The sequence below is a fragment of the Lentzea flaviverrucosa genome (genome assembly GCF_003350445.1).
Lineage (GTDB): Bacteria > Actinomycetota > Actinomycetes > Mycobacteriales > Pseudonocardiaceae > Lentzea > Lentzea californiensis.
The window spans coordinates 470,839-495,408 of sequence record NZ_QQAU01000006.1; the positions used below are offsets into that span (position 1 = coordinate 470,839).

At 70.1% G+C, this 24,570-nt stretch carries 23 protein-coding genes and 1 riboswitch; of the genes, 7 read left to right on the forward strand and 16 right to left on the reverse strand.

The genetic code is table 11. The features are described 5' to 3' along the window. Nucleotides 1–381 precede the first annotated feature (381 nt). Nucleotides 382–1,572 (forward strand): MFS transporter, encoded by a 1,191-nt coding sequence (locus DFR72_RS22005; protein WP_090074270.1) that lies wholly within the window; start codon nucleotides 382–384, stop codon nucleotides 1,570–1,572. Between the two features lie 77 nt (nucleotides 1,573–1,649). On the opposite strand, the gene cobA is transcribed toward DFR72_RS22005, so the two are convergent. From cobA to DFR72_RS22065, 12 genes are all read right to left on the reverse strand, one after another. Beyond that, nucleotides 1,650–2,858: a uroporphyrinogen-III C-methyltransferase gene (cobA, locus tag DFR72_RS22010; RefSeq protein ID WP_090074268.1), complete on the reverse strand. Its 1,209-nt coding sequence runs from the start codon at nucleotides 2,856–2,858 to the stop codon at nucleotides 1,650–1,652. 51 nt (nucleotides 2,859–2,909) lie between these two features. Continuing rightward, on the reverse strand, nucleotides 2,910–3,623 hold the full coding sequence (locus tag DFR72_RS22015; RefSeq protein WP_090074265.1) for a PIG-L deacetylase family protein: 714 nt from the start codon (nucleotides 3,621–3,623) through the stop codon (nucleotides 2,910–2,912). 45 nt (nucleotides 3,624–3,668) lie between these two features. Beyond that, the gene (locus DFR72_RS22020; RefSeq protein ID WP_090074262.1) at nucleotides 3,669–4,445 is read right to left on the reverse strand and encodes a S1 family peptidase; all 777 of its coding nucleotides are present in this window, start codon (nucleotides 4,443–4,445) and stop codon (nucleotides 3,669–3,671) included. A 124-nt stretch (nucleotides 4,446–4,569) separates the two neighbouring features. Continuing rightward, complete coding sequence (locus DFR72_RS22025) at nucleotides 4,570–5,946, reverse strand: M4 family metallopeptidase (protein ID WP_090074260.1); 1,377 nt, start codon at nucleotides 5,944–5,946, stop codon at nucleotides 4,570–4,572. A gap of 101 nt (nucleotides 5,947–6,047) precedes the next feature. After that, the gene (locus DFR72_RS22030) at nucleotides 6,048–7,304 is read right to left on the reverse strand and encodes a cobalamin biosynthesis protein (protein ID WP_090074257.1); all 1,257 of its coding nucleotides are present in this window, start codon (nucleotides 7,302–7,304) and stop codon (nucleotides 6,048–6,050) included. Beyond that, nucleotides 7,301–8,116, reverse strand: coding sequence for a hypothetical protein (locus tag DFR72_RS22035; protein WP_143087020.1), 816 nt, complete (start codon nucleotides 8,114–8,116; stop codon nucleotides 7,301–7,303). The genes DFR72_RS22030 and DFR72_RS22035 overlap by 4 nt, the downstream gene beginning before the upstream one ends. 5 nt (nucleotides 8,117–8,121) lie before the next feature. After that, complete coding sequence (locus tag DFR72_RS22040; RefSeq protein WP_090074251.1) at nucleotides 8,122–9,159, reverse strand: cobalt-precorrin-4/precorrin-4 C(11)-methyltransferase; 1,038 nt, start codon at nucleotides 9,157–9,159, stop codon at nucleotides 8,122–8,124. Between the two features lie 30 nt (nucleotides 9,160–9,189). Beyond that, on the reverse strand, nucleotides 9,190–10,569 hold the full coding sequence (locus tag DFR72_RS22045) for a cobyrinic acid a,c-diamide synthase CobB (protein WP_245983285.1): 1,380 nt from the start codon (nucleotides 10,567–10,569) through the stop codon (nucleotides 9,190–9,192). Continuing rightward, nucleotides 10,563–11,177: a cob(I)yrinic acid a,c-diamide adenosyltransferase gene (cobO, locus tag DFR72_RS22050; RefSeq protein WP_090074249.1), complete on the reverse strand. Its 615-nt coding sequence runs from the start codon at nucleotides 11,175–11,177 to the stop codon at nucleotides 10,563–10,565. The genes DFR72_RS22045 and cobO overlap by 7 nt, the downstream gene beginning before the upstream one ends. A gap of 10 nt (nucleotides 11,178–11,187) precedes the next feature. Beyond that, on the reverse strand, nucleotides 11,188–13,092 hold the full coding sequence (locus DFR72_RS22055) for a putative cobaltochelatase (protein WP_090074246.1): 1,905 nt from the start codon (nucleotides 13,090–13,092) through the stop codon (nucleotides 11,188–11,190). 39 nt (nucleotides 13,093–13,131) lie between these two features. Next, a riboswitch (cobalamin riboswitch) is annotated at nucleotides 13,132–13,258 on the reverse strand. 200 nt (nucleotides 13,259–13,458) lie between these two features. Continuing rightward, entirely contained in the window at nucleotides 13,459–14,418 is a 960-nt protein-coding gene (locus DFR72_RS22060; protein ID WP_090074244.1) for a threonine aldolase family protein, read from the reverse strand. A 22-nt stretch (nucleotides 14,419–14,440) separates the two neighbouring features. After that, on the reverse strand, nucleotides 14,441–15,502 hold the full coding sequence (locus DFR72_RS22065) for a cytochrome P450 family protein (RefSeq protein WP_211335476.1): 1,062 nt from the start codon (nucleotides 15,500–15,502) through the stop codon (nucleotides 14,441–14,443). Nucleotides 15,503–15,545: 43 nt separating this feature from the next. Here DFR72_RS22065 and DFR72_RS22070 point away from each other — a divergent pair, with 43 nt between their 5' ends. Then, a complete protein-coding gene (locus DFR72_RS22070; RefSeq protein WP_090074330.1) occupies nucleotides 15,546–16,739 on the forward strand; it encodes an 8-amino-7-oxononanoate synthase in 1,194 nt (397 codons plus the stop codon). Here the strand turns inward: DFR72_RS22070 and DFR72_RS22075 are convergent. Together DFR72_RS22075 and DFR72_RS22080 are read right to left on the reverse strand one after the other, a co-directional pair. Then, nucleotides 16,693–17,151: a GNAT family N-acetyltransferase gene (locus DFR72_RS22075; protein WP_245983288.1), complete on the reverse strand. Its 459-nt coding sequence runs from the start codon at nucleotides 17,149–17,151 to the stop codon at nucleotides 16,693–16,695. The genes DFR72_RS22070 and DFR72_RS22075 overlap by 47 nt on opposite strands. Before the next feature lie 13 nt (nucleotides 17,152–17,164). Beyond that, nucleotides 17,165–17,899, reverse strand: coding sequence for a serine protease (locus DFR72_RS22080; RefSeq protein WP_090074241.1), 735 nt, complete (start codon nucleotides 17,897–17,899; stop codon nucleotides 17,165–17,167). Between the two features lie 148 nt (nucleotides 17,900–18,047). On the opposite strand from DFR72_RS22080, the gene DFR72_RS22085 reads away from it, so the two are divergent. Further along, nucleotides 18,048–18,656, forward strand: a complete 609-nt coding sequence (locus DFR72_RS22085; protein ID WP_090074239.1) for a LysE family translocator — start codon at nucleotides 18,048–18,050, stop codon at nucleotides 18,654–18,656. 61 nt (nucleotides 18,657–18,717) lie between these two features. Here the strand turns inward: DFR72_RS22085 and DFR72_RS22090 are convergent, their stop codons facing one another. Both DFR72_RS22090 and DFR72_RS22095 read right to left on the reverse strand, forming a co-directional pair. Further along, nucleotides 18,718–19,485 carry a S1 family peptidase gene (locus tag DFR72_RS22090; RefSeq protein WP_090074236.1) on the reverse strand — a complete coding sequence of 256 codons (768 nt, stop codon included), beginning with the start codon at nucleotides 19,483–19,485 and terminating at the stop codon, nucleotides 18,718–18,720. A gap of 15 nt (nucleotides 19,486–19,500) precedes the next feature. Beyond that, the gene (locus DFR72_RS22095) at nucleotides 19,501–20,523 is read right to left on the reverse strand and encodes a M48 family metallopeptidase (RefSeq protein WP_090074234.1); all 1,023 of its coding nucleotides are present in this window, start codon (nucleotides 20,521–20,523) and stop codon (nucleotides 19,501–19,503) included. 69 nt (nucleotides 20,524–20,592) lie between these two features. Between DFR72_RS22095 and DFR72_RS22100 the strand changes: the two genes are divergently transcribed. The 4 genes from DFR72_RS22100 to DFR72_RS22115 are packed head-to-tail and all read left to right on the forward strand — an operon-like array spanning nucleotide 20,593 to nucleotide 24,569. Then, nucleotides 20,593–21,489, forward strand: a complete 897-nt coding sequence (locus DFR72_RS22100) for an alpha/beta hydrolase (RefSeq protein ID WP_211335477.1) — start codon at nucleotides 20,593–20,595, stop codon at nucleotides 21,487–21,489. 34 nt (nucleotides 21,490–21,523) lie between these two features. Then, a complete protein-coding gene (locus DFR72_RS22105) occupies nucleotides 21,524–23,398 on the forward strand; it encodes an ABC transporter ATP-binding protein (protein WP_090074232.1) in 1,875 nt (624 codons plus the stop codon). Then, nucleotides 23,395–24,030, forward strand: coding sequence for a CatB-related O-acetyltransferase (locus DFR72_RS22110; protein ID WP_090074229.1), 636 nt, complete (start codon nucleotides 23,395–23,397; stop codon nucleotides 24,028–24,030). Before DFR72_RS22105 ends, DFR72_RS22110 begins: the two co-directional genes overlap by 4 nt. Further along, nucleotides 24,027–24,569 carry an AAA family ATPase gene (locus tag DFR72_RS22115; RefSeq protein WP_090074228.1) on the forward strand — a complete coding sequence of 181 codons (543 nt, stop codon included), beginning with the start codon at nucleotides 24,027–24,029 and terminating at the stop codon, nucleotides 24,567–24,569. Before DFR72_RS22110 ends, DFR72_RS22115 begins: the two co-directional genes overlap by 4 nt. Nucleotide 24,570: the final 1 nt, after the last annotated feature.

The following is a 24,570-nucleotide window of genomic DNA, read 5'->3' on the forward strand; positions in this document are numbered from 1 at the left end:
GGCGAGTGACGCCTCCGCGACGGGCCACCTTGGACGGCGATGACCGCCTCCCGCGTCGCGGAGACCGCCTTCGCCGTGGTCAGGCCGAGCCACCCACCGCAGAGCGGCGACTGTGCCTCCTCGGCGGCAGTTGCCTTTGACCGACAGCGAACGTCGCTTCCTGCCTTCTCGGCGGCAGCTGCCTCGACCGACGGCGACGCCCTCTTCCTGCCTCGACGAGGCGCCCTTGGCGTGCGCGGGGCCGAGTTGTCCACAGATCGGTGAGCGGTGGGTTGACACGCGCGAATCGTCGCTAGGTTTGGGTGGAGGTTGGTGGTCAGCCCCCTGGGAGGGCGGGGCCTCGGCTTCGGTTCGTTTTGGTCGTGGCGCTTAAGGTGCCCCATGGGGCGGAACTGGTACCTGCTGTGGAGCGGCAGCGCCATCTCGGCGTTGGGGGACGGGATCTTCCTGGCGGCGCTGCCGTTGCTCGCCACCACCATCACCCAGGATCCGAAGCTGATCGCCGGCGTGAGCTTCTTCGGCGCACTGCCGTGGCTGCTGGCCGCGCTTCCGGCCGGCGCGGCGGCCGACCGGTACGACGGCAGGCGGCTTCTGCTGGTGGCGTTGTGGGTGCAGTGTTCGCTCATGGCGGTGCTTGCGGCGTTTCACAGCGCGCCCATCGCGGTTCTGTACGGCATGGCCTTTCTGATCGGCACGGCCGAGAACGTGCCGCGGGCCGTGGGGCAGCCGCTCATCAAGGCCACTGTGGAGAACCATCTGCTGGAGCGTGCGAACGGCAGGTTGTTCGCGTCGCAGGCTGTGGCGTTGCAATTCGTGGGGCCGCCGTTGGGCGGGCTGCTGTTCACGATTGCTGTGCCTGCGCCGTTCTGGGTCAACGCGCTGACGTTCGCCGTTGCGGCGTTGCTGGTCAGCAGGATGCGTACCGAACGCAAGGTGCCGACGGCCAGGCCCAAGGTCAGGGAAGGCCTGCTGTGGCTGGGGAGGCACAAGGCGCTGAGGACCATCACAGTCGTGTCGGCCACCACGAACCTGTGCATCGCGATGACGATGGCGACGCTGGTGTTGTTCGCGCAGCAACGGCTCGGACTCACCGGTGCGGGGTTCGGCGTCTTCCTGGCCACGCTCGCGTGTGGGGGTGTTGCGGGCGGGCTGCTCGCTGAGCGGTTGCTCGCCAGGTACCGGAGCACGGTCACGGTCACGGTGGTGCTGATTCCGTTGATGTGGCTGGGAATCGCGACTGCGGCCCACGACCTCGTCACGGTCGCGGCGTTCGCGGTGGTGAGTTCGTTCTGCACGGCGGTGTGGGGTGTGGCCACGTCGAGTTTCCGGCAGCGTGTGGTGCCGGCCGAACTGCTTGGCCGCGTCAGCAGCGCGCAGACGCTGATCACCTGGGGTGTTCAGCCGGTCGGCGCGCTGCTGGGCGGACTTGTCGCGGACTACTTCGGGCTGCTCGCGCCCTGGTACGTCGCGGTGGCACTTCGCACCGCGGTCGGGCTCCTCAGCCTGAAGTCACTGCGCGCGTACGTGCGGGTGCCTGCCGCGGAGAACGCCATTTCCCGGCCGCGGCCCTGAATGTCCGCTTCGCGGAACCGGTGGACTCGGGCGGCGTGAATGCAGAGCCCACCGGCTGCGCGGCATTTGCGGAGAAACTAACTGTTCACGGGAGCGATGCCCGCGACCGGGCCCACCACGATGATCGCCGGCGGGCGAACCTCCCAGGCCTTCACGTCCGCGCCCAGGGTGTCCAAAGTGGACCGGTACACGCGCTGAGCCGCCGTGCTGCCCTCCTGGATCACGGCGACGGGCGTTGAACCGGGACGGCCTTCCATCAACGCCGTAGCGAACGCACCGGCCCGTTCGACCGCCATCATCAGCACGACGGTGCCACGAAGGCGTGCGATCGCGGACCAGTCAACGAGAGAGCGCGGGTCGTCCGGCGCGACGTGACCGGAGACGACCACGACCTCGTGCGCCACTCCTCGGTGCGTCACCGGCACACCGGCCAATGCCGGCACACCGAACGCCGACGTCACGCCCGGCACCACGGTCACCGGGATCCCGGCTTCCGCGCACGCCAGCAGTTCCTCGAAACCGCGCCCGAAGACGTACGGGTCGCCGCCCTTGAGCCGGACGACGAACTTGCCCTTCTTGGCGCGGTCGATCAGCGTCTGGTTGATGAACTCCTGCGTCGCCGCACGGCCGTAGGGAATCTTCGCCGCGTCCACGACCTCGACGTGCGCGGGCAGTTCCTCCAGCAACTCTCGCGGGGCCAGGCGGTCCGCGACGACCACGTCAGCGTGTGCCAGCAAACGCTTGCCCTGGACGGTGATCAGCTCGGGGTCGCCGGGGCCGCCGCCGACCAGGGCCACACCGACGGGCGGCGCGGTCTGGTCCGCGATGCGGCCGTCGCGCAACGCCGCCACGAGCCCGTCGCGCACCGAGGCTGACCGGCGGTGCTCGCCACCCGCCAGCACACCGATCAACATGCCGTCGTGCATGCCGGTGGCCGGGGTGACGGCCGTGCCTTCGACGGCGATGTCCGCGCGCACGCAGAACACACGCTGCGAGAGCGCTTCTTCGCCGATCTGCGTGTTCACCTCGATGTCGGACGTGCACGCCACCACGTACCACGCGCCCTCGACGTCACCGGCCTCGTAACGCCTCTCGTGCCACGTCAGCTCTCCCGCGTCTACCATGCCCTGCACGGCGGGGGTGACGGACGGCGACACGAGCTCGACGACGGCGCCGGACGCGATCAGGCGAGGTAGACGGCGCTGCGCGACCGTGCCTCCGCCGACCACGAGGACGCGCCGGCCCCGGAGGTCGAGGCCGGCCAGGTAGTGCTGTTCAAAGGGCATGCGTAGAAGCATCCACACGGGACACGCCGTGTCCAGCCGAAGGGAACATGGTCACACGGACAGCAGCTCGAAAGAGGTGGCCAGCACCCCTCCGAAGCGCTCCCCCACCGCTTCTGCCATCGAACGGAGGAACGGCTCCGGGTCGGCCATGTCGCCGCTCAACGCCTCCAGGTACGCCTTGTGCGCCCGTAGAGAGGCCACGGAAGCGTCGAACGAGTCAGTGATGTCCACGGCGTGCGTCGCCAACGGCGAGGATGCCGCCGCCACGTACTTCACGCCTTCCCACTTCTCCAGTCCGAGCTCCGGGAAGATCCACCGGTTGCCCGCGTCCCTGACCGCGTCGACGGCAGCGCGTCCGACGGCGATGTGGTCCGCCATGTTCAGGCCGCCGCCGGGCCAGGTCTCGCGGTAGTTGCCGGTGATCACGAACTCCGGCCGGTGGCGGCGGATGGCGGCCGCGATGTCACGCCGCAACGGGATGCCGTACTCGATGGTGCCGTCCGGGTGGTCGAGGAACTCGACCTCGGTGACGCCGACGGCCGCACAGGAGGCGATCTGCTCCTCGACCCGCAACGGCGCGCAGGCAGCCGGTTCCATCGAGTCGATGCCGTTCTCTCCACGGCACGCGAGCAGGTACTTGATGTTCTTGCCTTGGGCGGTCCAACGCGCGATGGCGCCCGCACCGCCGTACTCCATGTCATCGGGATGAGCGACGACGACCAGAGCGCTCGACCAGTCTTCGGGCACAGCTTCCAGATCAGCCATGCGTGCAGGGTGCGCGCCGGAGCACGCACCCTGCAACAGACAGGCTCAGAGCTGAGCGGTGATCACCGAGTAGTACGAGGCGATCCGGCCGTACACGCCGGGGTAGCCGGCGCCGGCGCAGCCGCGGCCCCACGAGGTGTCACCGATGAGCTTGCCGCCGTACACCAGCGGGCCACCGGAGTCGCCCTGGCAGGTGTCGGTGCCGCCCTGCGGGAAGCCCGCGCACACCATGGAGGTGTTGCTGTACTGCGAGTACGCGGTCTTGCAGGTCGAGTCGGAGGTCAGCGGCACGTTGGCCTTGAGCAGGTAGCGCGAGGCGGAACCACCGGAGGAGGTGGTGCCCCAGCCGAGGATCAGCGCCGAGTTGCCGGCCGCGTAGAGCGCGGTGTCCTGCGGCGTGGCCAGCGGCAGGGTCGCCGAGTTGATGCTGCGGTCCAGCGTCAGCACCGCGACGTCGTAGCCCGCGGTCGCGGTGGTGTAGCTCGGGTGCACCCAGATCTTGGTCACGCTCGCGACCGTGCCCGCGGTGCTCTGCTTGTCGTCACGGCCGTGCACGACGCGCGTGCTGGCGGCGGTACGGCCCTTCACGCAGTGTGCGGCGGTGACGACCTTGTTGGCCTTCACCAGCGTGCCTCCGCAGAACTGCGAACCGGAGGTCGAGGCCAGGTAGACCACCCACGGATAGGTCGAGGTGCTCGCTCGCGTACCGCCGACGATCATCGGCGACACGTCCTCCGCGTTGGCCGCGGGGGCGCTGAAGAAGATGCTCGCGAGAGCGGACACCACGACGGACACGATCAGGCGATGCAGGGTTTTCGCCATGTTGCCAGTCCTTCCCGATGACACTGTGTGTGCAGGGTGTACAGCGACAGCACACACAGCGTCACGGGCGGAGATTCAGCAGCACAACCGCCACTTGTCTGTTTAGGGCAGTTTGACTTTTGACTTACTTCTTTTCGATTCCGCGGGCGTCGAAAGCAGATCGGACGATTGCTGCGTCCGTGTCACCGTAAAGTTTCCTGGCGGTCTCCACGGTCGCGGTGGCGGCCTTCGCGAAGTCGGTCGAGGGCGAGTAGGAGAACTGCGCCTCCAGCACGATCTTCGCCGACTTGTCGCGACCGAACTTCTTGTACAAGTCCCACAACGCCCGCGACCAGATCTGACCGTCGAAGTGCACCTCGCCCTTGCGGTCGGCGTACTTCACGTCGGTGTCGGTGCGACGCAGGCAGTGCGGCGTCTCGGTCGTGTAGGCCGTGGCGTCCCAGTCCATGATGCACGCCAACGGGACGGTGGCCGTGTCCTTGGCGTCCGCGGAGGACATGATCAACGCCCACCAGTCGCCGAAGCCCTCACCGATCGAGCCGCCCTCGACGGTGGAGCCGAAGCCGGGCACCTGGGCGTCCTGGATGGCGTGGCCGAGCTCGTGCCACACCACCTCGACGTCCTCGGCGTCGTCCACCCCGCCCGTGCCGAACGTGATCTGGTCCTTGTTCGGGTCGTAGAACGAGTTGTCCTCTTTCAGGCCGATCGTGGTGATCTTCTGCGACTCGTTGTTGACGTCCTTGAACCCGAGGCCCTGGATGTACTTCTGCGACTCCGTCACGCCCCAGTAGGCGTTGACCTGCTCGAAGAGGTCGTTGGCGCGCGTGTACTCGAACTTGTTGCTCTTGTTGTACGCGAGCTTGCTCTTCGAGCCGGTCAGCTGGGCGTAGTTGCCTTTGAGGTAGCCGGATCCGTCCAGGTGGGACAGCGTGACGGACCTGTACGCGGCGGCGGGCACGGCCGAGTCGGCGTCGTCGCCGTCCACGAGGTTCTGGTTCTGCTGCGACGACACGGGGTTCGGGCTGAACACCTTGCCGGTGCCGTCGGCGTGCTTGACCAGGCTCTCGGTCTTCACGACGGCGCCGGACTCGGCGTGCACCAGCGTGCGCTCGGACCCCCTGCCGTTGTCGGAGATCACCTCGTAGACGAGTCCGGTGCCGGGCAGCACCTTCAGGTTCGCACTTTCGGGAGCACCGGCGGACTTCGTCCTGGCGTCCTCGGCGGACACCGCGGGCGTGACGTCGACGGAACCGACCGCCAGCCGGCCGTCGTCCACGGTCTTCGCGCCGGTCGCCTTGTCCACGTGTTCGGCGTAGTACGCGCCCAGCACCGGTTTTCCGTCGTAGATCTGTTCGTACCAGGTGTGCGTGGCGGTCAGCGAGTCGCGGACGGTCAGCAGCCGCAGGCCTTCCTTGGGCGCGGCGGCCTGGGCGGTGATCGTCAGCAGGGACAGTGCGACGCCGGCGGTGCAGGCGACAGCGACGAGACGACGGGCTCTCATGCCGGTCTCCAGTGCTTTCGGGCCCGAGCAGGGTGGGCCGTGTGCATGGCGACGCTAATCAAGAAGACTTCGGTGCAGACCCTACGAAAGAAGGAAAAACATCAGTGTTCCCAGACTCCGGGAACAACAATTACGTCGGCTTCGACCGGAATGTCCAGCGTTGGTCCGGTTCCGAATGCGACGAACGCGACCGCGGCACCCCGAGCGGCCAGGTCGAACGCTCCCTCGTGACCGACTTCGGTGCCCGAGCGCAGAAGCGGGCGCACGGAGTCGATCGCCTCGGGCGACCCGATCACGAACGCCGCGCGCCGGATCTCCGCCTCCGCACGGGGCGTGCGCTGCTCGGCTGGACCCGGACCGAGCCCGACCAGCGCGAGCCGGCCGCGCGGCAGCACCCGTGCCGCGGCCACGGTCACGTTGTCCCGCTTGAACTTCTCGGCCGCCAGCTCGATCTGGCCGCCGTGCCCGACGCTGCGCGCACCACGCAACGCGGCTGCCTCCGCGACGCTCGCGGTGCCCATCGAGTTGCGCACGACCGAGCTCGGGTTCGGCACCCCGATCTCGGCGAGCTCACCGGTCGGGAACGTCAGCAGCTCGGCGGTGTCGCCGTGCCAGAAACCCCAGTCCTCCACCGCGTCCACGATGCCGGGTTCGTCCGCCTTGGCGTCCGCTGTCGCGAACGCCTTGATGGCACGCAGGTCCAGGCCGCCCTGAACGTCCAACTCGGACAGCGCGGCGCCCACGCTCGTGGCCGACGCACCGCGCGTCGACCCCACTCCGACGACGAGCGTGCGCGGCACGATCCGCAACACGTGGTCCTTCGCCGCGGCGGCGCGGTCGTCGACGACGATCACCCACGTCGCGTCCTCACCACCCGCCACGACGTTGGGCGGCAACGCGGGCAGCGGGAAGTTCAGCGGGTTGCGCAACACGACCTTCTCGCCCGCCTCGATGGCGGCGGTGCAGCCCTCGACGTCACCGACGGCGGTGGCGTCGAGCTGCTCGACCAGCTCGTCCAGCATCGAGTCGACCAGCGGACCGGTCGTCACCACGGCCGTGCGGTTCAGCACGTCGGCGACGTGACGGGTGAACACGTCCGCGTCCCCGGCCAGCGCGACGACGAAGTGCTCGTCCACGCACACCACGGCGGGGTCGGATCGCCTGTCCCGCAACAGGGGCGCGACCAGCCTGACCGCGGACCCCGCGTCCAGGAACAGCACGACGGCGCCCAGGCGGGGCCAGAGGCTGCGGACGGCGGGTTTGACCGGGCCGTCGGGGACGACGGCGTCGGCACCGAGAAGCCCGGCCAGGTCAGCGGCGTCACCGCGCTGCGCCGGACCGGCGAACACTCCGATCACTTCTTGTTTCCCCACAACAAGGTCACCGGGACCGCCGGAGCGAATCCCGAGTCCAGCAGGCGCGAGGCGGTCCAGTGCACGCCCTCCACCTCGTACCCGGCGGCCTGCAACGCGTCCCGCGCGGGCACGATCTCGTCGACCCTCTCCGTCGCCACCACGACTCGGCGAGCCGATACCGCCGCCGAGGCCTTGACCGCGCTCAGCTCGCCCCGGCCGACGAACACCGCGTCCGGCCGCGGCAACGAAGGCGCGTCCAGCTCGGACTCCTCGACGCGGACGTCGACGCCGTGCGCGGAGGCGTTCGCGATGATCCGCACGCACTGCACGGGGTCCGGCTCGACCGCGATCACCGCGGCACCGAGCCGGGCGCACTCCACGCCGACCGCGCCGGAACCCGCGAGCACGTCCCACACCAGCACGCCGGGGCGCGGGGCGAGACGGGCCAGCACGAACGCGCGCACCTCGGCGCCGAGCACGTGGGTGCGGCTCGCGAAGGCGTCGTCCGGGAGCGCCCAGCCGTCGTTCGAGCGGAGGAACTCGTTGTCCGCCAGGCACAACACGGCATCCGGGGCGGTCCAGCGGCGCGTCACCGCGTCGCGCGGGTCGACGGGGACCAGCTCGTCGCCGTCCTGCACCGTCAGCGTGCGGCGCCAGCCCGCGAGGCCGGCACCGATCTCGGCGGGGCCGATGCCCTCGGCGAGCCTGACGATCACGGCGGAGTGGGCGCGGCACACGTTCAACGCGGGACGCAGGCCGTCCTCGGCGTCGACGACCTCGACGGGACGGCCCGCTGCCTCCCGCAGCTTCTCCACCGACATCAGTTAGCGGACCGCTTGGGCTTGCGGACCGGCTTCTTCCTCGGCGTGGAAGTCGAGGCGTTGACCGTCGGCGGCTTCGGGATCTCCGCCGCGACCACCGTCAGCTTCGGCTTCGGCGCGGGCTCCTCGGCGGGCCTGCGCACGGACTGCTGTATTTCCTCGACCGCCGTCCACGCCGGGTTCGGCTCGGCCGACGGGGTGGTGGGAACCGCGGGAGCGGCAGCGGGGATCGGTTCGTCCGTGCGCGTCGCGATGCGCGAGGCGGCCCGGCGCGACCAGCGGGTCGGGCGGGCGGCGCGCAGCGGTTCGTCCACCGAGCCCGTGGCCGTCGCCGAGACACGACGCGTGGGCGCCTTCACCGCGGCACCGACGAGGAACAGCGTCGGTCGGTAAAGCTTGTGCTGCTTCACGACCGACTCCAGCTCGCCGATCGTGGTGTGCGCGATCAGTTCGTCGGCCTGGCTCACCTTGTACGCGACGACGACCGGCGTGCTCTCGGAGTACCCGCCCTGCAGGAGCTTCTCGACGAACTGGCCGGTGCGCGCGCCCGAGACCGTGGCGGCCATCGTGGTCTGCAGCGCGGCGAACTCGCTCACGAGCTCGCTGCTCTCCGGCGAGATCAGCACGGTGGAGGACGCCTCGGTCTGCGTGAGCTCGCGACCGATCTTCGCGGCCGCGGCGGCGACGACGGACACGCCCGGCACGACCTCGACCTCGAGACCGAGCCGCACGCACAGGTCGTGCTGCTCCTGAACGCCACCACCGGTCGCGGCGTCGCCCGAGTGCAGGCGCACGACGACCTGGCGCGCCGCGGCGGCGCGGCGGTACACGTCGGTGATCTCCTCGGGCGTGACGCGCGAGAAGTCGACCAGCTCGGCCTCGGCGCGGGCGTGCTCGCGGACGCACTCGGCGTCCACCGCGCTGGGGGCCCAGACGACCACGTCGGCTTCCGCGATGCGGCGAGCGCCTCGGAGAGTGATGAGGTCGGCGGCACCGGGACCGGCGCCGACGAAGGAGACCCGACCGGTCGTCGTCACGACAGCTCCACAGGGGGTTTGGGGAGAGACTTAAGCGATGACCGTACCGTCTGCCACTCCTGCCACGAACGGGTGGCAGGCCCGCACGAAACGGGCTACGGCCTCCGGATCACCGGCCGGGTGCGTGTGGAGGTACGACGCGTGCACGCCACCCACCACGAAGCCCTCGGCGACGGGCCGTGAGTCGACGCCGCGCCACTGCCACGCGGGCGGGGTCGAGTGCGGTGTGGACAGCTGGGTCCGGTGGAACTCGTGGCCGGTCACGCGGCTGCCCGGCGAGTGCAGCGGTGAGCCGGCGGACGCCACCGCGTCGCGATAGCCCAGGGTCAGCTTCGGGGTCATGAACCCCTCGGCGTCGAGCACGCCGCACATCGGGTGCCCGTCGAGCGATCTCGCGAGGTACAGCAACCCTCCGCATTCGGCGTGCACCGGCGCGCCCGATCGAGCGAACCGAGCGACCGCCTCCCGCAACGTCGCGTTGGCCGACAGCGCTTCCGCGTGCTGCTCCGGGAATCCGCCCGGGAGGACGAGTCCCGCCGTGCCCTCCGGGAGGTCCTCGTCGTGCAGCGGGTCGAGCACCGCCACGGCCGCGCCCGCCGCCTTCAGCACCTCGACGTGCTCGGCGTAGCCGAACGTGAAGGCCGCTCCGCCCGCGACCGCGATCACCGGCTCGTCCGCGACGCGTTCGACCTGCGGTTCCCACGCGGAGACCGCCATCGTGGGGACCGACGACGCGAGCCTGCGCACCGCGTCGAGATCGACGTGCTTGGCGACCGCGGCGGCGATCGCGTCCACCGCGGCCACGGCCTCCGGACCGTGCTCCGCCGCCGTCACGAGGCCCAAGTGCCGTGAGGGCAAGGAGAACTGCGGATCGCGCGGCAGTACGCCGAGCACGTCGAGACCGACCTCGTCGCACGCCGACCGCAGCACCTGCTCGTGCCGTTCCGACCCGACCTGGTTGAGGATCACGCCGCCGAGCCGGACCGTCGGGTCGTAGCCGCGGAACCCGTGCAGCAGCGCGGCGAGCGACCGGCTCTGCCCGCGGGCGTCCACGACGAACAGCACCGGTGCGCCGATCAGCTTGGCGACGTGCGCGGTGGAGCCGATGCCCGCGGTGTCGATGCGGCCGTCGAACAGCCCCATCACGCCCTCGACCACGGCGATGTCGCAGCCCTTCGAGCCGTGCGCGAACAGACCCGGGATCCGGTGCTCGCCGACCATGACCGGGTCGAGGTTGCGGCCTGGCCGCCCGGTCGCCAGCGAGTGGTAGCCGGGGTCGATGTAGTCGGGTCCCACCTTGAACGGCGCGACCCGCGACCCGGCCGCGCGCAACGCGGCCATCAGGCCCGTCGCGACGGTGGTCTTGCCGCTGCCGGAGGCCGGGGCGGCGACGACCAGCCTGTTCACCACTCGATCCCCCGTTGCCCCTTCTGCCCGGCGTCCATCGGGTGCTTGACCTTGGTCATCTCCACCACGAGGTCGGCGGCGTCGACCAGCTTCTGCGGCGCGTACCTGCCGGTGATCACGACGTGCTGGTGGCCGGGCCGGTTCGCGAGCGTCTCCACGACCTCGTCGACGTCGATCCAGCCCCAGTGCAGCGGGTAGGTGAACTCGTCGAGCACGTAGAAGCCGTGGCGTTCGGCGTTGATCCTGCGCTGGATCTCGTGCCAGCCCTCGAGCGCGGCCGTGGCGTGGTCGTCCTCGGTGCCCTGCTTGCGGGTCCAGGACCAGCCCTCGCCCATCTTGTGCCACTCGACGGCGCCGCCCTCGCCGGTCTCGTCGTGCAGCCGGCCGAGCGCCTTGAAGGCGGACTCCTCGCCCACCTTCCACTTGGCGGACTTCACGAACTGGAACACGCCGATGTCCCATCCCTGGTTCCAGCCGCGCAACGCCATGCCGAAGGCCGACGTCGACTTCCCCTTCATCTCACCGGTGTGCAGCATCAGCAACGGCCTGTTCCTGCGCTGGCGCGTGGTCAGGCCGTCCTTCGGCACCTCGGTGGGTTGTCCTTGAGGCACTGGGTTCTCCTTATGCGGCCCGGACGACGCCGGCGAGGTGGTCGGCGCTGAGCTGGTCGAGCTTCACGCAAGTGCCTTGAAGCGCTTCAGCGATCTTCTGGGCGAGACCGAGGCGCACGTGGCCCTGTTCGCAGTCGACGACCACGACGGCGGTCTTCTCCAGCAGTGTCGCGGCTTTGAGCGCGTCCTTGGTGGGGTCGCCCCCCAGGCCGGACGACGTCGCGCGGCCGTCCGTCAGCAGCACCACGAGCGGGCGCTTCCGAGGATCGCGCATCCGTTCGATCTCCAGGACGCGGTGGGCCTTGAGCAGGCCGTCCGCGAGCGGAGTCCGGCCTCCGGTGCGCATCTTCTTGAGCCTGGTGGCAGCCGCGTCCACCGAGGTCGTCGGTGGCAACGCGACCTCGGCGGTCTGCCCGCGGAACGTCACCACGCCTACCTTGTCCCTGCGCTGGTAAGCGTCGCGCAGCAACGAGATCACCGCGCCGCTGACGGCCGACATCCGCTTCTGCGCGGCCATCGAGCCGGAAGCGTCGACGACGAACAGGACGAGGTTCGACTCCTTGCCCTCCCTGACCGCCTTGCGCAGGTCGGTGGCGGTGAGCAGCAGTCCGGGCCCACTGCGGCCACGCGCTGCCTGGTGCGGTGCCGCGTTCGTCAGGGTGTCGACCAGATGCAGCCCGTTACCGTCCACTTTGGACGAACGGACGATCCTGCCGGTGCGGGCGCGGGCGCGGGAACGCTTGCCTGGCGCGCCTTCGCCGACTCCGGGGACCTCCAGCAGCCGCGCCTTGAACGCGGGCGCGGGCTCCGGCGCCGGACGGTCCTGAGGCGCGTTCCCGTTGCCCTTGGGGCCTTCCTGCGGCTCGGGCAGCTCGCCGCCGCCGGGGCCGTCGTCGTCCGGGCCCTCCGGCGGCTCCTCCGCGTGTTCGGCCGCCTGGCGCATCGCGTCCTCGAGCTGCTGCTCCTCGATGCCGGGCTCGTCGAACGGGTCGCGGCGGCGCCGGTGCGGCAACGCGAGCCGGACCGCGGTCTCGACGTCCGTCTCCTCGACCTCGGTGGCGCCGCGCCACGCCGCGTGGGCGGTGGCGGCACGGGCGACGACGAGGTCCGCGCGCATGCCGTCGACCTCGAAAGCGGCGCAGACGGCGGCGATCCGGCGCAGCTCACCGTCCGGAAGGGACACCCGCTTCAGGTTGGCGCGCGCGTCGGTGATCTTCTGCTTGAGCTCGGCGTCCTGCCCGGCCCACTTCGCCGCGAACGTGACGGGGTCGGCCTCGTAGGCGAGCCGCCGCCGGATGACCTCGGTGCGCACGGCGACGTCCCGCGCGGCCTTCACCGCCACGGTCAGCCCGAACCGGTCGAGCAGCTGCGGCCGCAGCTCGCCCTCCTCGGGGTTCATCGTGCCGACCAGCAGGAACTGCGACGGGTGCGAGACCGAGACGCCCTCGCGCTCGACGTGCGCGCGGCCCATGGCGGCGGCGTCGAGCAACAGGTCGACCAGGTGGTCGTGCAGCAGGTTGACCTCGTCGACGTAGAGCACGCCGCGGTGCGCCGCGGCCAGCAGGCCGGGCTGGAACGCCCGCACGCCCTCGGTCAGCGCCTTCTCCAGGTCGAGCGACCCGACCAGCCGGTCCTCGGTGGCGCCGACGGGCAGTTCCACGAGCCGGGCGGGACGCCGTTCGACGTCCTCGTGCGGTGCGTCGGGGCAGTCGGTGGTGCCGGGCGCGCAGCCGAAGCGGCAGCCCCGGGACACGTCGAGGTCGGGCAGCAGCGCGGCGAGGGCACGCACGATGGTCGACTTCGCCGTGCCCTTCTCGCCGCGGACGAGAACGCCGCCGATGCCGGGGTGCACGGCGTTCAGCAGCAGGGCAAGGCGGAGGTCTTCATGTCCGACGACAGCCGAAAAGGGGTACATGCTCGGCGAAGTCCTTCCTCGGGTGTCCACGCCCGCGGTAGGTGGTCGAAGAGGGGGACGAGTTCCTGACTCCCGGTTCTCTCGCTACCGGTCACAGTCGCGGGACGGCGCCGGATTCACACCGGCTTCCTCGCACTCCCCTCACAGCCCCGGCATCGTCGCATTTCGCACGGCCAGGTCCAACAGCCAGGTGAGCGACGTCGCCCTAGGCCTGTCCTGTAAGTCCGTTCGATGAGAGTCACGGTCGAGAGTCACGGAGGCGGTGCCGCCGCTATGCCCTCATACCGGGCGTATTCGGGCGTTGCGGCGGTACCGCCTCCGTGGCCCTCGGCCGCGACTGTCGCGGACGAGACTTGCAGGACAGGCCTAGATCAGACTCTGGAACTCCGCCCAGGCCTCCGCGACCTCGTCCGCCGTCCACTCCAGGGCGGGCTCGGCGATGGTGATCTCGTTCTTCGCGAGCGTCCCGTCCCGCCAGAAGTTGCCGAGGAACTGGCCGCTCACCTCGGTCAGCCGCTGCGGGTCGCCGGGCAGGTGCAGCGCGAACTGGTGGGTGTGCGGCTCGGGCAGCCCCATGGCGGACGCCACGACCTTGGCGTGCTCGACGTACGTGCCGAGCTTCGGCAGCACGGTGTCCAGGCCGTGCAACGCGGACAGCGCCGCCGGCCACTGCTGGAACAGCATGCCGCCGTACCGGTGCCGCCACACCCGTGCCTGGTCGACGAAGTCCTGGGTGCCGGCGAGCGCCGCGCCGGAGACGCCTTCGAGGGACTTGTAGAACGACACGTAGACCGAGTCGAACAGGCCCGCGATCTCCGGCAGCGGCTTGCCCAGGCCGAAGGTGCTCTCCCACAGCCGCGCGCCGTCGAGGTGCACGACCGCGTCCCGCTCGCGGGCGGCGTCGACGAGCGAGGTCAGCTCGTCCCAGGTCGGCAGGACGAACCCGGCCTCGCGGTCCGGCACCTCCAGCTGCAGCGTCCCGTACGGCTCCGGGCAGGTCGCGACCTGGGAGTTCGGCACCTTGATCGGGCGCAGGCCGGACAGCACGGTGAGCGCGTCGTCCTCGTGGTTGAGCTGGTGGGCCTGCGGATGCATCGCCACGATCGGGTTGTGCGTGCGGTCCGCCCAGCACTTGAGGGCGATCTGCTGCGCCATGGTCCCGGTCGGCACGAACAGCGCGGCCTCGGTGCCCAGGAGCTGCGCGACCCGCGTCTCCAGCGCGCCCACCGGCCCGCCGTCGCCGTAGCGGTCGGGGTCGACGTCCGGCACCGGGCCGAGCCTCTCCAGGAGCGTCTTCTTGCGGGTTCCGGAGAGCTGTCGATTCATCACCCGGGCATCAAACCTCAGGTCAGCGGGTCACTGCCACCGACTTCGGCGCGCGGAACGACAGCAGGTTCAGCCACTCCGGCTCCGGCCCTGCCAGGCGCAACGACGGCTCGTGCTCGGCGACGGTCCGCAACGTCACGGCGGCCTCCAACCGGGCCAGCCCCGCCCCGAGGCAGAAGTGCCTGCCATAGCCGAACGCGAGGTGCCGGGGGTCGGTTTCCTTGCCGCTCAACAACAACACGAGCTCCGCACCGGCAGGCACGCGCACACCGGACAGCACGACCTCCCGCGCGGTCAGCCGCCGCCACGTCACCACGGGCGTCTCGGTCCGCAGCACGTCCTCGACGAACGACTCGGCCACGCCGGGTTCGGGCAGTCGCGCCCACAGCGAGCGGTCCTGCAACGCGCGGCGCAACGCCGTGGACAACAGCTGGGTCGTCGTCTCCTGGCCCGCGATCAGCAGGAAGTAGCAGAGACCGGCGGAGTCCTCAGCGGACACCCCGGCGTCGGCCAGCGCGCAGAACAGCTCGCCGTCGCGGGCGTGGTAGCGCTTGACCAGCCACTGGTGGAAGTCGCCGACGTCGTCGACCAGCTCCATCTGCCGTTCGCGGGTGATGTCGCCCCAGAAGAACTCCAGCGAACCGGTGCTCCAGCGCTTCAGCGTCGGGATGTCGACGTTCGGCAGCCCCAGCAGGTCCATCAGCACGATCGCGGGCAGGTCCCACGCGAGCGAGCGCACGAGATCCGCGCCACCCAGGCGTTCCGAAACCAGGGACCGGATGCGAGGCTCCGCAGCGGCGACGCGCGCCGGTGTGAAGAACGAGGCCACGAGCCGCCGCAGGTCGGCGTGCGACGAGGACCCGTTGTTCGCGAGCGTCGGCGGCAACGAGAAACGGGCCCTCACCAGGGCGCGCAGGGCGGCCGGAGCCACCGGGGTGACGGCGGTCAGCGCGTTGTCGGGCAGGAAGGTGACCGGATCGGCCAGCACGGCGCGCACGTCGTCGTAGGCCGACACCACCCAGCGTCCGCCGAGGAACTGCACCGGCGAGGTGAGTTCGGCGCGCGTGAAGGTGAACAGGTCCACGAGCGGCACGCTAGCGGGCGGATGGGAGACTCGGTCGGTGACCGTGAGCACAACTGAGGCGAGTTCCAGCGGTGGTGAGTCGACGCTCGACTGGATCGACACCCGCTCCGAAGCGCGGGCCAAGGCCGGTCTGAGCCGGCGACTGCGGCCGCGCACGTCGGACTCGACGGACCTCGACCTCGCGAGCAACGACTACCTGGGCCTCGCCAAGGACAAGCGCGTCGCGGGTGCAGCGGCCGCCGCCACGCTGAAGTGGGGCTCGGGCTCGACGGGATCGCGCCTGGTCACGGGCTCGACGGAGCTGCACGCGGAGTTGGAGTTCGAGCTCGCGAACTTCTGCGGCTCGCAGTCTGCGCTCGTGTTCAGCAGCGGGTACATGGCGAACCTCGCCGCGGTCACGGCGCTGACGGGCCCCGGTACGGCCATCGTCGCCGACCAGCACATCCACGCCTCGCTGATCGACGGCACGCGCCTGTCCAAGGCCGACGTCGTCGTCGCGGACCACTGCGACGTCGGCAAGGTCCGGCACGCGCTGGAGACCCGCGGCAAGCGGCGCGCGATCGTCGTCACGGACTCGGTGTTCAGCGTCGACGGCGACATCGCCCCGCTGAACGAACTGCACGAGGCCTGCCGTGCGACCGGTGCCGCGCTGGTCGTCGACGACGCGCACGGCCTCGGTGTCGTCGGGCCCGGTGGCCGCGGCGCGGTCGCCGAGGCGGGCATCGTCAAGGCACCGGACGTGATCACCACGCTGACGCTGAGCAAGTCGCTGGGTGCGCAGGGCGGTGCGGTCCTCGGCCCGAGCCGGGTGATCAGGCACCTGATCGACACCGCGCGACCGTTCATCTTCGACACCGGTCTCGCGCCGAGCAGCGTGGCGGCGGCCCTCACGGCGATCAAGATCCTGCGCGAGGAGCCGGACCGTCCCGAGCGGGCGCTGACCGTGGCGCACGACCTGAGCAACCGCCTGAAGGAGGCCGGTTTCCAGGTCAGCACGCCGACCGCGGCCGTCGTGAGCGTGCGGGCGCCCTCGCCGGAGCAGGCGTTCCAGTGGGCCGAGACGTGCCGCACGAGCGGTGTCGTCGTCGGCTGCTTCCGGCCGCCGTCGGTGCCGGACCAGATCAGCAGGCTGCGGCTCACCGCGCGCGCCGATCTGACCGAGGCCGACATCGAGCGCGCGGTGCGCGTGATCAGGGAGAGCGCCGCATCCGCAGGTGTGGAATCCCGTCCTCGATGAACTCGGTGCCCTCGGCGACGAACCCGAACGACGCGTAGAAGTCGGCGACGTACGTCTGCGCGTCGAGCACTGACGGTGTGGTGCCGATGTCCACGAGCGCGGCCTGCATGAGCCGGCGGCTGTACCCCCGGCCGCGGGCCATGCGTGCCGTGGCGACGCGTCCGACGCGGAACGTGCCGTCCGGTTCCTCGAGCAACCGCAGGTAGGCGAGCGGGTCGAGCGTCCCCTCCGTCTCCAGCCAGAAGTGCCGTGTCCCCTGGTCGAGGTCACGGCCGTCCACATCTGCGTAGACGCAGTTCTGCTCCACGACGAAGACATCCTGCCGCAGCCGCAGGATCGCGTAGAGCTGGGCGGGGCTCAGGTCGAGCCCCCACTGGCGGCGCAGGGTGGCGGGAAACTGTGTGGTTCGCACCTGGTCGTGGATATCAGAAGCCCAGCGTCTGCCGGTAGTTCGCGAGCCGGGTGTAGACACCGGGTTCATCGGGCCGGGCGCAGCCGCGACCGAACGACACGACGCCCGCGAGCCTGCCGCGCACCACGAGCGGCCCGCCCGAGTCGCCGGTGCAGGCGTCCCGGCCACCGCGCCCGGCGCACAGCATCGCGCCCTGCCGGTAGTCCGGTTCCTTCAGCAGACACTCGGAGTCGGACAGGATCGGCACCGTCACCTTGCGCAGCGACATGGCGGGCGCGCTGTTCTCGCCGGTGCGGCCCCAGCCGAGCACCACGCCGTCGTCACCGACCTCGCCGAGCGCGATCGTCCGGTACGGCACGGCCTGGGCCAGCGTCAGGACCGCCACGTCGTCGCCCTTGGTGACCTCGACGTACTCGGGGTGCCGCCACACGCTCGCGACCACCGCCTCGACTCCCTCGGCCTTGCTCCTGAGGTCCGTGCGGCCGGCGACCACGCGCAGCTGCTCGGCGGGACGCTGGTTCTTGCCGAGCACGCCCTTGAGCGTCACGCAGTGCGCGGCGGTGATGACCTTGTCCGGGGCGACGAGCGCGCCACCGCAGATCAGCTGACCGTCCGTGGTGGTGATCGCCACAACCCAGGGGGTGTCGGCCACCCGCGCGGGTGTCCCCCCGACGATCGCATCGGCGGACGTCGCGCCGCTGACCAGGGCGATCACCGCCACCAGCACGGCAAGCCGCTTACCCCTCACGGACCACTCCTCGTTGCACCAGGTGGACGATCGGTCACCAACGGTAGCGATCGCGCTAGGACGGCGTCAAAACCGGAGATTCTCGTGTTAGTGTCCCATTAGGCCGAAGATTTTGCGGTCAGTGGTGTAGCTCACGGGGGTATGTACGGTGTTGTTCGACTTCGGCCAAGTTCCGGCCTTCCTCATCGCGTGCGCGGTCGTCATCGTGACCCCCGGCGTGGACGCGTTCCTGCTGCTGCGCACGTCGTTGCGGTCCGGCACCCGAGCCGGCCTGCTCGCGCTGGGCGGCATCCACACGGCCGCGGCGGTCCAGGTCGCACTGGTCATCTCGGGCCTCGGAGTGCTGCTCGCGCAGTACCCGATGGTGCTCGTGGCACTGCGCTGGATCGGTGCCGGCTACCTGCTCTACCTGGCGGTTTCCATCACGCGCGGGCTCATCAGGCGCACCGGGGACACCCCCGAGGAGGTCATGAGCGCGCGGCCGTTCCGGCAGGGCTTCCTGACCAACATCACGAACCCGAAGATGATCCTGTTCTCGCTGGCGTTCCTGCCACAGTTCATCGGATCGGGTGAACCGGCGCCGCAGCTCGCGATGCTCGCGGTCGTGTTCCTCGGACTCGCGGCGGTGTGGGAGCTGATGATCGTGCTGGCGGCGTCGCGGGTGGCCGGGAAGCTCAAGCGACCTGGCGTGACGACGGCGCTGGACGCGGTGTGCGCGGCCGTCTTCCTGACGATGTCCGTGGGCTTGGTGCTCTGACCCGGAGCCGGTGGCCCGACGTCGTCGTCAGGGCCACCGTCCACAGCACCTCGACCGCGACTTACGGCTCGACAACCCCGGCATCCACGACCGGGTGCAGGTCCTTGGCGTACCGGGAGATCCGGACGTACACGCCCGGCTTGCCCCTGCGGGCGCAGCCCTCACCCCACGACGTGACGCCGACGAGCTTGCCGTCCACCACGATCGGGCCGCCCGAGTCGCCCTGGCAGGTATCGACCTTGCCGCCCTCGAACCCGGCGCAGAACATGTCCGCCTGCACGAACTGCGGGTAGGTGTCCACGCAGAACTCGTCCGGCAGCACCGGCACGCTCGCCTGCATGAGGAAGCGGGACGTCTTGCCGTTCTCGGACGTGCGACCCCAGCCGAGCGCGCGCAGCATCGTGCCGGGCTGGTAGAGCGCCTGGTCGGACGGTTCGGCGAAGGGCAGCGGCTGGTACGGCAGCGCGTCCCTCAGGGTCAGGACGGCGATGTCCTCGCCCTCGTCCGCGGCGACGTACTGCTTGTGGATCCAGATCTTGGTGACGGCGGCCGTCACGCCGGCCCTGCGGTCCTGCTTGTCCTCGCGACCGGCGACGACCTGCACTTCCCTCGGCGAGCGGCCGATCGCGCAGTGGGCGGCGGTGAGCACCTTGGACGGCGCGACGATCGTGCCGCCGCAGAACTGGGCACCGCGGTCGTCGACCAGGTAGACGGCCCACGGATTGGCCTGGATCGACGCCCGCTCGCCGCCAACGACCTGTTCGTTGGCGGCGGCGGTGCCCGTTGCGGCAAGCATTGCGGAGAGAACCAGCACCAGGAGTCGTCTCATGACTCCAGATGGTAGCTACTCCGCTGGGCCGTTCGGAGCAACCTTGCTCCACAGCTTTCCGGCGGCGCCCATGACCGACTCGCCGATGTCGTTGATCGTCTTGATCAGCGGGTCGGCGGAGTTGCCCATGGACTCCTTGTACGACCGGGCGGCGCCCTTGATGTCGTCGCTGAGGTTCGTCGTCGGCCGGTCGTCCTCGCGGCGCGCGTACGTGCCGGTCAGGATCTCGCGGTACTCCTCGCTCGCCGACCAGCGCTGCAACTCGGCGGCCCGCACCACGACCAGCGGGTGCGTGCGGTGCTCGGTGTGCAGGAGCTTGAGGACGCTGTCGCGGATGTCCTCGACCTCCTCGTACTCCCTGGCCTGGGCGAGGAACGACGCGATGTCGACCTGACCGCCCAGGTCGCCCGCCAGCGCGAGGTGCGTGCGCAGCGCGGCCTGCGGGTCCTGGCAGGCGAGCAGGCCGGCCCGGTCGCAGGAGAGCTCGGTCTTGCGCTGCCACTCGCGCAACGCCGCGATGACCGCGCGCATCGCGATCGCGCCCGCGGGCACCCACGCGAAGGAAGTGGTCAGGTCGATCAGCCGGCGCAGCAGCGTGTTGTACAGCGCGTGGCCCGACATCGCGTGGCCCATCTCGTGACCGATCAGGAAGCGCAGCGACTCGTTGTCGAGCAGGTCGACCGAACCGGTGCTGATCACGATGAACGGCTTGTCGATGCCGTAGGTGTAGCCGTACGCCTGGGCGTTGCGCTCGACGAAGAGCTCGGGCACCTCGGCGAGGTCGAACGTCGCCGCCACCTCGTTGCGGATGCGGTCGAGCTGCGGGTACTGCTTGGGACCGACCCGGACGGACGACGCCACCTGAAGCAGGCGCTCACCCCGCTCGGTGAAGGCTCCGGCGACCGCCTTGAGGATCGGTGCCACGGCGGGCACCGCCCTCAGCACCGCGAGGGCGCCTCGGTCGGCAGGATGCTCATAGGCGCGTGGGCTGATGCCCGGGAACCGCACCCTCGATGACTGCTCAATATCCCCCGTCACTCCCCCAGGTTAGACACGATCCGGACAAGCCTGCAGGGAAACGGCGTCAGACCGTTGCAAACTTGCCCGGTGAGCAGCGACGAAGACACCACGGTTCTGCCGTTGCGCGGCGGAGCCTCAGCGACCCTGGTCCGCCGTCGGGCCGCGGCCAACGACCGCGGCGCCATCCTCTACGTGCACGGTTTCGCGGACTACTTCTTCCAGGAGCACGTGGCCGAGCACTACACCGCCCAGGGCTACGACTTCTACGCCGTCGACCTGCGCGGGTACGGCCGGTCACTGCGGGACGGCGAGGTGCCGAACTACACGACCGACATGGCCGTGTACTTCGAGGAGATCGACGCGGCGATCGCCGTCATCCGCGAAGAGCACTCGCGCGTGGTCCTCATGGGCCACTCGACCGGTGGCCTCACCACGTCGTTGTGGGCGCACGAACGACGCTCCAGCGAACTCATCGACGCGTTGGTGCTCAACAGCCCGTGGCTGGACGTGGTCGAGCCGCCGTTGATGCGGCAGGTCGTGAAGCTGATCGGCGGGCTCGCGCCGAAGGTGAAGATCCGCGCGAACCTCGGCGAGGCGTACGGGGCCGCGATCCACAACTCGCGCAACGGCGAGTGGGACTTCGACCTGAAGTGGAAGCCGCTCGCGGGCTTCCCCGTGCTGGCCGGGTGGATCCGGGCCGTGCTGGTGGCGCAGGAGAAGGTCCACAAGGGACTCGACGTGCGGGTGCCGGTGCTGGTGCTGCACTCCGACAAGAGCATGTTGAACGCTCGCGAGTGGAGCGAGGACGTCTCGAAGGCGGACGCCGTGCTCGACGTCGAGGGAATGCGCAAGTGGGGTCCGAAGATCGGATCATCGGTCAAGGTGGTGGAGATCAAGGCCGGCATGCACGACCTGTTCCTGTCGCCTGAGCCAGTGCGTGCGGCGGCCCTCGCCGAAGTCGACGAGTTCCTGAAAACAGCTTGACCTCGTTGTAGGTCGAGGTTCGAGACTGGTCGTCATGAACATCGACTTCAACGCCTGGTACGCGCTCGAAAGCGCGATGCAGGACGAGAAGAACCGTCGCGTGAGCCGGGCGACGTTGAAGCGTGTCGCCCGGTTCGCCCACCCGCAACGCCGTGCCGTGTACGCGTTGCTCGCCACCAGCGCGGTCGCGGCCGTGCTCGCGGTGGCCTCCCCGGTGCTGGCCGGACGGGTCGTCGACACCATCATCGGCGGCCGTGACTTCGGGCTGGTCGTGTGGCTCGCGCTGGCGATCGCCGGCGTGGCGGTGCTCGAGGCCGGGTTCTCGCTGGCCGAGCGCTGGCAGTCGTCGCGGGTGGGCGAGGACCTGATCCTGCGGCTGCGGCAGGCCGTCTTCGACCACGTGCAACGGATGCCGATCGCGTTCTTCACCCGCACGCGCACCGGTGCGCTGGTGTCGCGGCTGAACAACGACGTGATCGCGGCGCAGCGGGCGTTCTCCGAGACGATCTCCGGCGTCGTCACGAACGTGATCGCGCTCGTGCTGACCCTGATCGTGATGCTGACGCTGTCGTGGCAGGTCACGGTGCTCGCGATGCTGCTGCTGCCGATCTTCCTGATCCCCGCGCGGCGCATGGGCAAGCGTTTGGCGTCCCTGCACCGCGAGGCGGCGAACCTCGACTCGATGATGACGACCCAGATGACCGAGCGGTTCTCCGCGCCGGGCGCGACGCTGATCAAGCTGTTCGGCCGGCCCTCCATCGAGAGCGCCGAGTTCGGGACGCGGGCGCGGCGGGTGCGCGACATCGGTGTGCGGACCGCGGTGGCGCAGTGGCTGTTCCTGGTGGCGCTGACCCTGGTGTCGTCGCTGGCGCTGGCACTGGTCTACGGGCTGGGCGGCTACTTCGTGTTCGCCGGGGAGATGGCACCGGGCACGATCGTGACGCTCGCGCTGCTGCTCACGAGGCTGTACGCGCCGTTGACGGCGTTGGCCGGCGCACGGGTGGACGTGATGACGGCGCTGGTGTCGTTCGAGCGCGTCTTCGAGGTGCTCGACCTGCCGCCGCTGATCAAGGAGAAGCCGGAGCCGGTCTCCGTGCCCGACGGGCCGGTGCGGGTCGAGTTCTCCGACGTGAAGTTCGCCTACCCGTCCGCCGAGAAGGTGTCGCTGGCGTCGCTGGAGGAGGTGGCGTCGCTCGACACCCGCGGTGGCGAGGAGATCCTGGGCGGGGTGTCGTTCGTGGCGGAGCCCGGTTCGCTGATCGCGCTGGTCGGTGCGTCGGGTGCGGGCAAGTCGACGATCGCCTCGCTGGTGCCCCGCCTCTACGACGCGGACTCCGGTACCGTCCGGCTGTCCGGTGTGGACGTTCGCGACCTGTCGTTCGACTCGATCCGCGAGACCGTGGGCATGGTGACGCAGGACGGGCACCTGTTCCACGAGTCGATCGGCGCGAACCTGCGGCTCGCCGCACCCACGGCCACGGACGAGGAGATCTGGGACGCGCTGACCCGTGCCCGGCTCGCGGACCTGGTGTCGTCGCTGCCGGATCAGTTGGACACCGTCGTCGGCGAACGCGGCTACCGTCTGTCGGGTGGCGAACGGCAACGGCTGACCATCGCGCGGTTGCTGCTGGCCAAGCCCCGCGTGGTGATCCTGGACGAGGCGACCGCGCACCTGGACTCGCGATCGGAGGCCGCCGTGCAGGAGGCGCTGGTCGAGGCGCTCGCAGGGCGGACGTCACTGGTCATCGCGCACCGGCTCTCGACCATCCGCGCGGCGAACCAGATCCTGGTCGTGGACAAGGGGCAGATCGTCGAACGTGGTACGCATGAAGCGTTGCTGGCCCTGGAAGGCCACTACGCCAAGCTGTACCGCACGCAGTTCAGCGAAGAGCCGATCGGAGCACCGTGAGCATTCCCTCGCCCGACAACCTCTACCCGTTGCCGGACTACGCCCGCACGGTGCTGCTCAAGCCGTTGGTGAAGAACCCGCAGATCGAGGTCGGCGAGTACACCTACTACGACGACCCGCATCACGCCACGGAGTTCGAGCAGCGCAACGTGCTCTACAACTACGGCGCGGAGAAGCTGGTCATCGGGCGCTACTGCGCGCTGGCGGAAGGCGTCCGGTTCATCATGTCCGGCGCCAACCACAGCATGGCGGGCGTGTCGACGTTCCCGTTCACGATCTTCGGCGGCGTCTGGGGCGAGAAGACGCTCGACATCGCGCTGGGGGCGCCGAGCCGCGGCGACACGGTGGTGGGCAACGACGTCTGGATCGGCTACAACGCCGTGATCATGCCGGGCGTGCGGATCGGCAACGGCGCGATCATCGCCGCCGGTTCCGTGGTGGTGTCGGACGTTCCCGCGTACGGCATCGTCGGCGGCAACCCCGCGAAGCTGCTGAAGACGCGCTACAGCGAGGCGGACGTCGCACTGCTGGAACGCGTCGCGTGGTGGGACTGGCCGGTGGAGAAGGTGACCGAACACGTCCGCGTGATCATGGCCGGCACGCCCGCCGAGCTCGCCGCGGTCGCTCCGTGAAGGCGCTGCTGATCACCGGCCCGGTCGGGGCCGGCAAGACGACGGTGGCGGAGGCCGTCGGCGCACGACTCGCCGGGGCGAAGGTCCCGCACGCCGTCATCGACCTCGACTGGCTGTCGGCGTGCTGGCCCGCGCCGGCCGACGACCCGTTCCACTTCGAACTGCAGCTGCGCAACCTGCAGGCCTTGGTGCGCAACTACACCGACGCCGGCGTGCACCGCGTCGTGCTCGCCGGTGTGGTGGAGAGCCGGGCCGACCGCGAGCGGTACGCCGAGGTGGTCGGCGCGAAGCTCAACGTCTGCCGGCTGAAGGCGGACCTGTCCGTCCTCCACCGGCGGCTCGCGGCGCGGCACCACGACGAGGCCGAGCTGCGGTGGCACCTGAACCGGGCCGAGGAGCTGGAGATGCTCTACAGCACCACCTGGATCGAGGACTTCGTGGTCTCCGCGGACCAGCCGGTGGCCGAGGTCGCGCAGGACGTGATCTCGTGGTGGCTGGCCGCGGAACGGCAACCGATCGAGTCGCCGGCGTCCGGCTGAA

What these genes read in the sequence shown, in the direction of transcription:
- DFR72_RS22005 (WP_090074270.1), top strand. Translation starts at nt 382, where the DNA reads ATGGGGCGGAACTGGTACCTGCTGTGGAGCGGCAGCGCCATCTCGGCG.
- cobA (WP_090074268.1), bottom strand. Translation starts at nt 2,858, where the DNA reads ATGCCCTTTGAACAGCACTACCTGGCCGGCCTCGACCTCCGGGGCCGG.
- DFR72_RS22015 (WP_090074265.1), bottom strand. Translation starts at nt 3,623, where the DNA reads ATGGCTGATCTGGAAGCTGTGCCCGAAGACTGGTCGAGCGCTCTGGTC.
- DFR72_RS22020 (WP_090074262.1), bottom strand. Translation starts at nt 4,445, where the DNA reads ATGGCGAAAACCCTGCATCGCCTGATCGTGTCCGTCGTGGTGTCCGCT.
- DFR72_RS22025 (WP_090074260.1), bottom strand. Translation starts at nt 5,946, where the DNA reads ATGAGAGCCCGTCGTCTCGTCGCTGTCGCCTGCACCGCCGGCGTCGCA.
- DFR72_RS22055 (WP_090074246.1), bottom strand. Translation starts at nt 13,092, where the DNA reads ATGTACCCCTTTTCGGCTGTCGTCGGACATGAAGACCTCCGCCTTGCC.
- DFR72_RS22060 (WP_090074244.1), bottom strand. Translation starts at nt 14,418, where the DNA reads ATGAATCGACAGCTCTCCGGAACCCGCAAGAAGACGCTCCTGGAGAGG.
- DFR72_RS22090 (WP_090074236.1), bottom strand. Translation starts at nt 19,485, where the DNA reads ATGAGACGACTCCTGGTGCTGGTTCTCTCCGCAATGCTTGCCGCAACG.
- DFR72_RS22105 (WP_090074232.1), top strand. Translation starts at nt 21,524, where the DNA reads ATGAACATCGACTTCAACGCCTGGTACGCGCTCGAAAGCGCGATGCAG.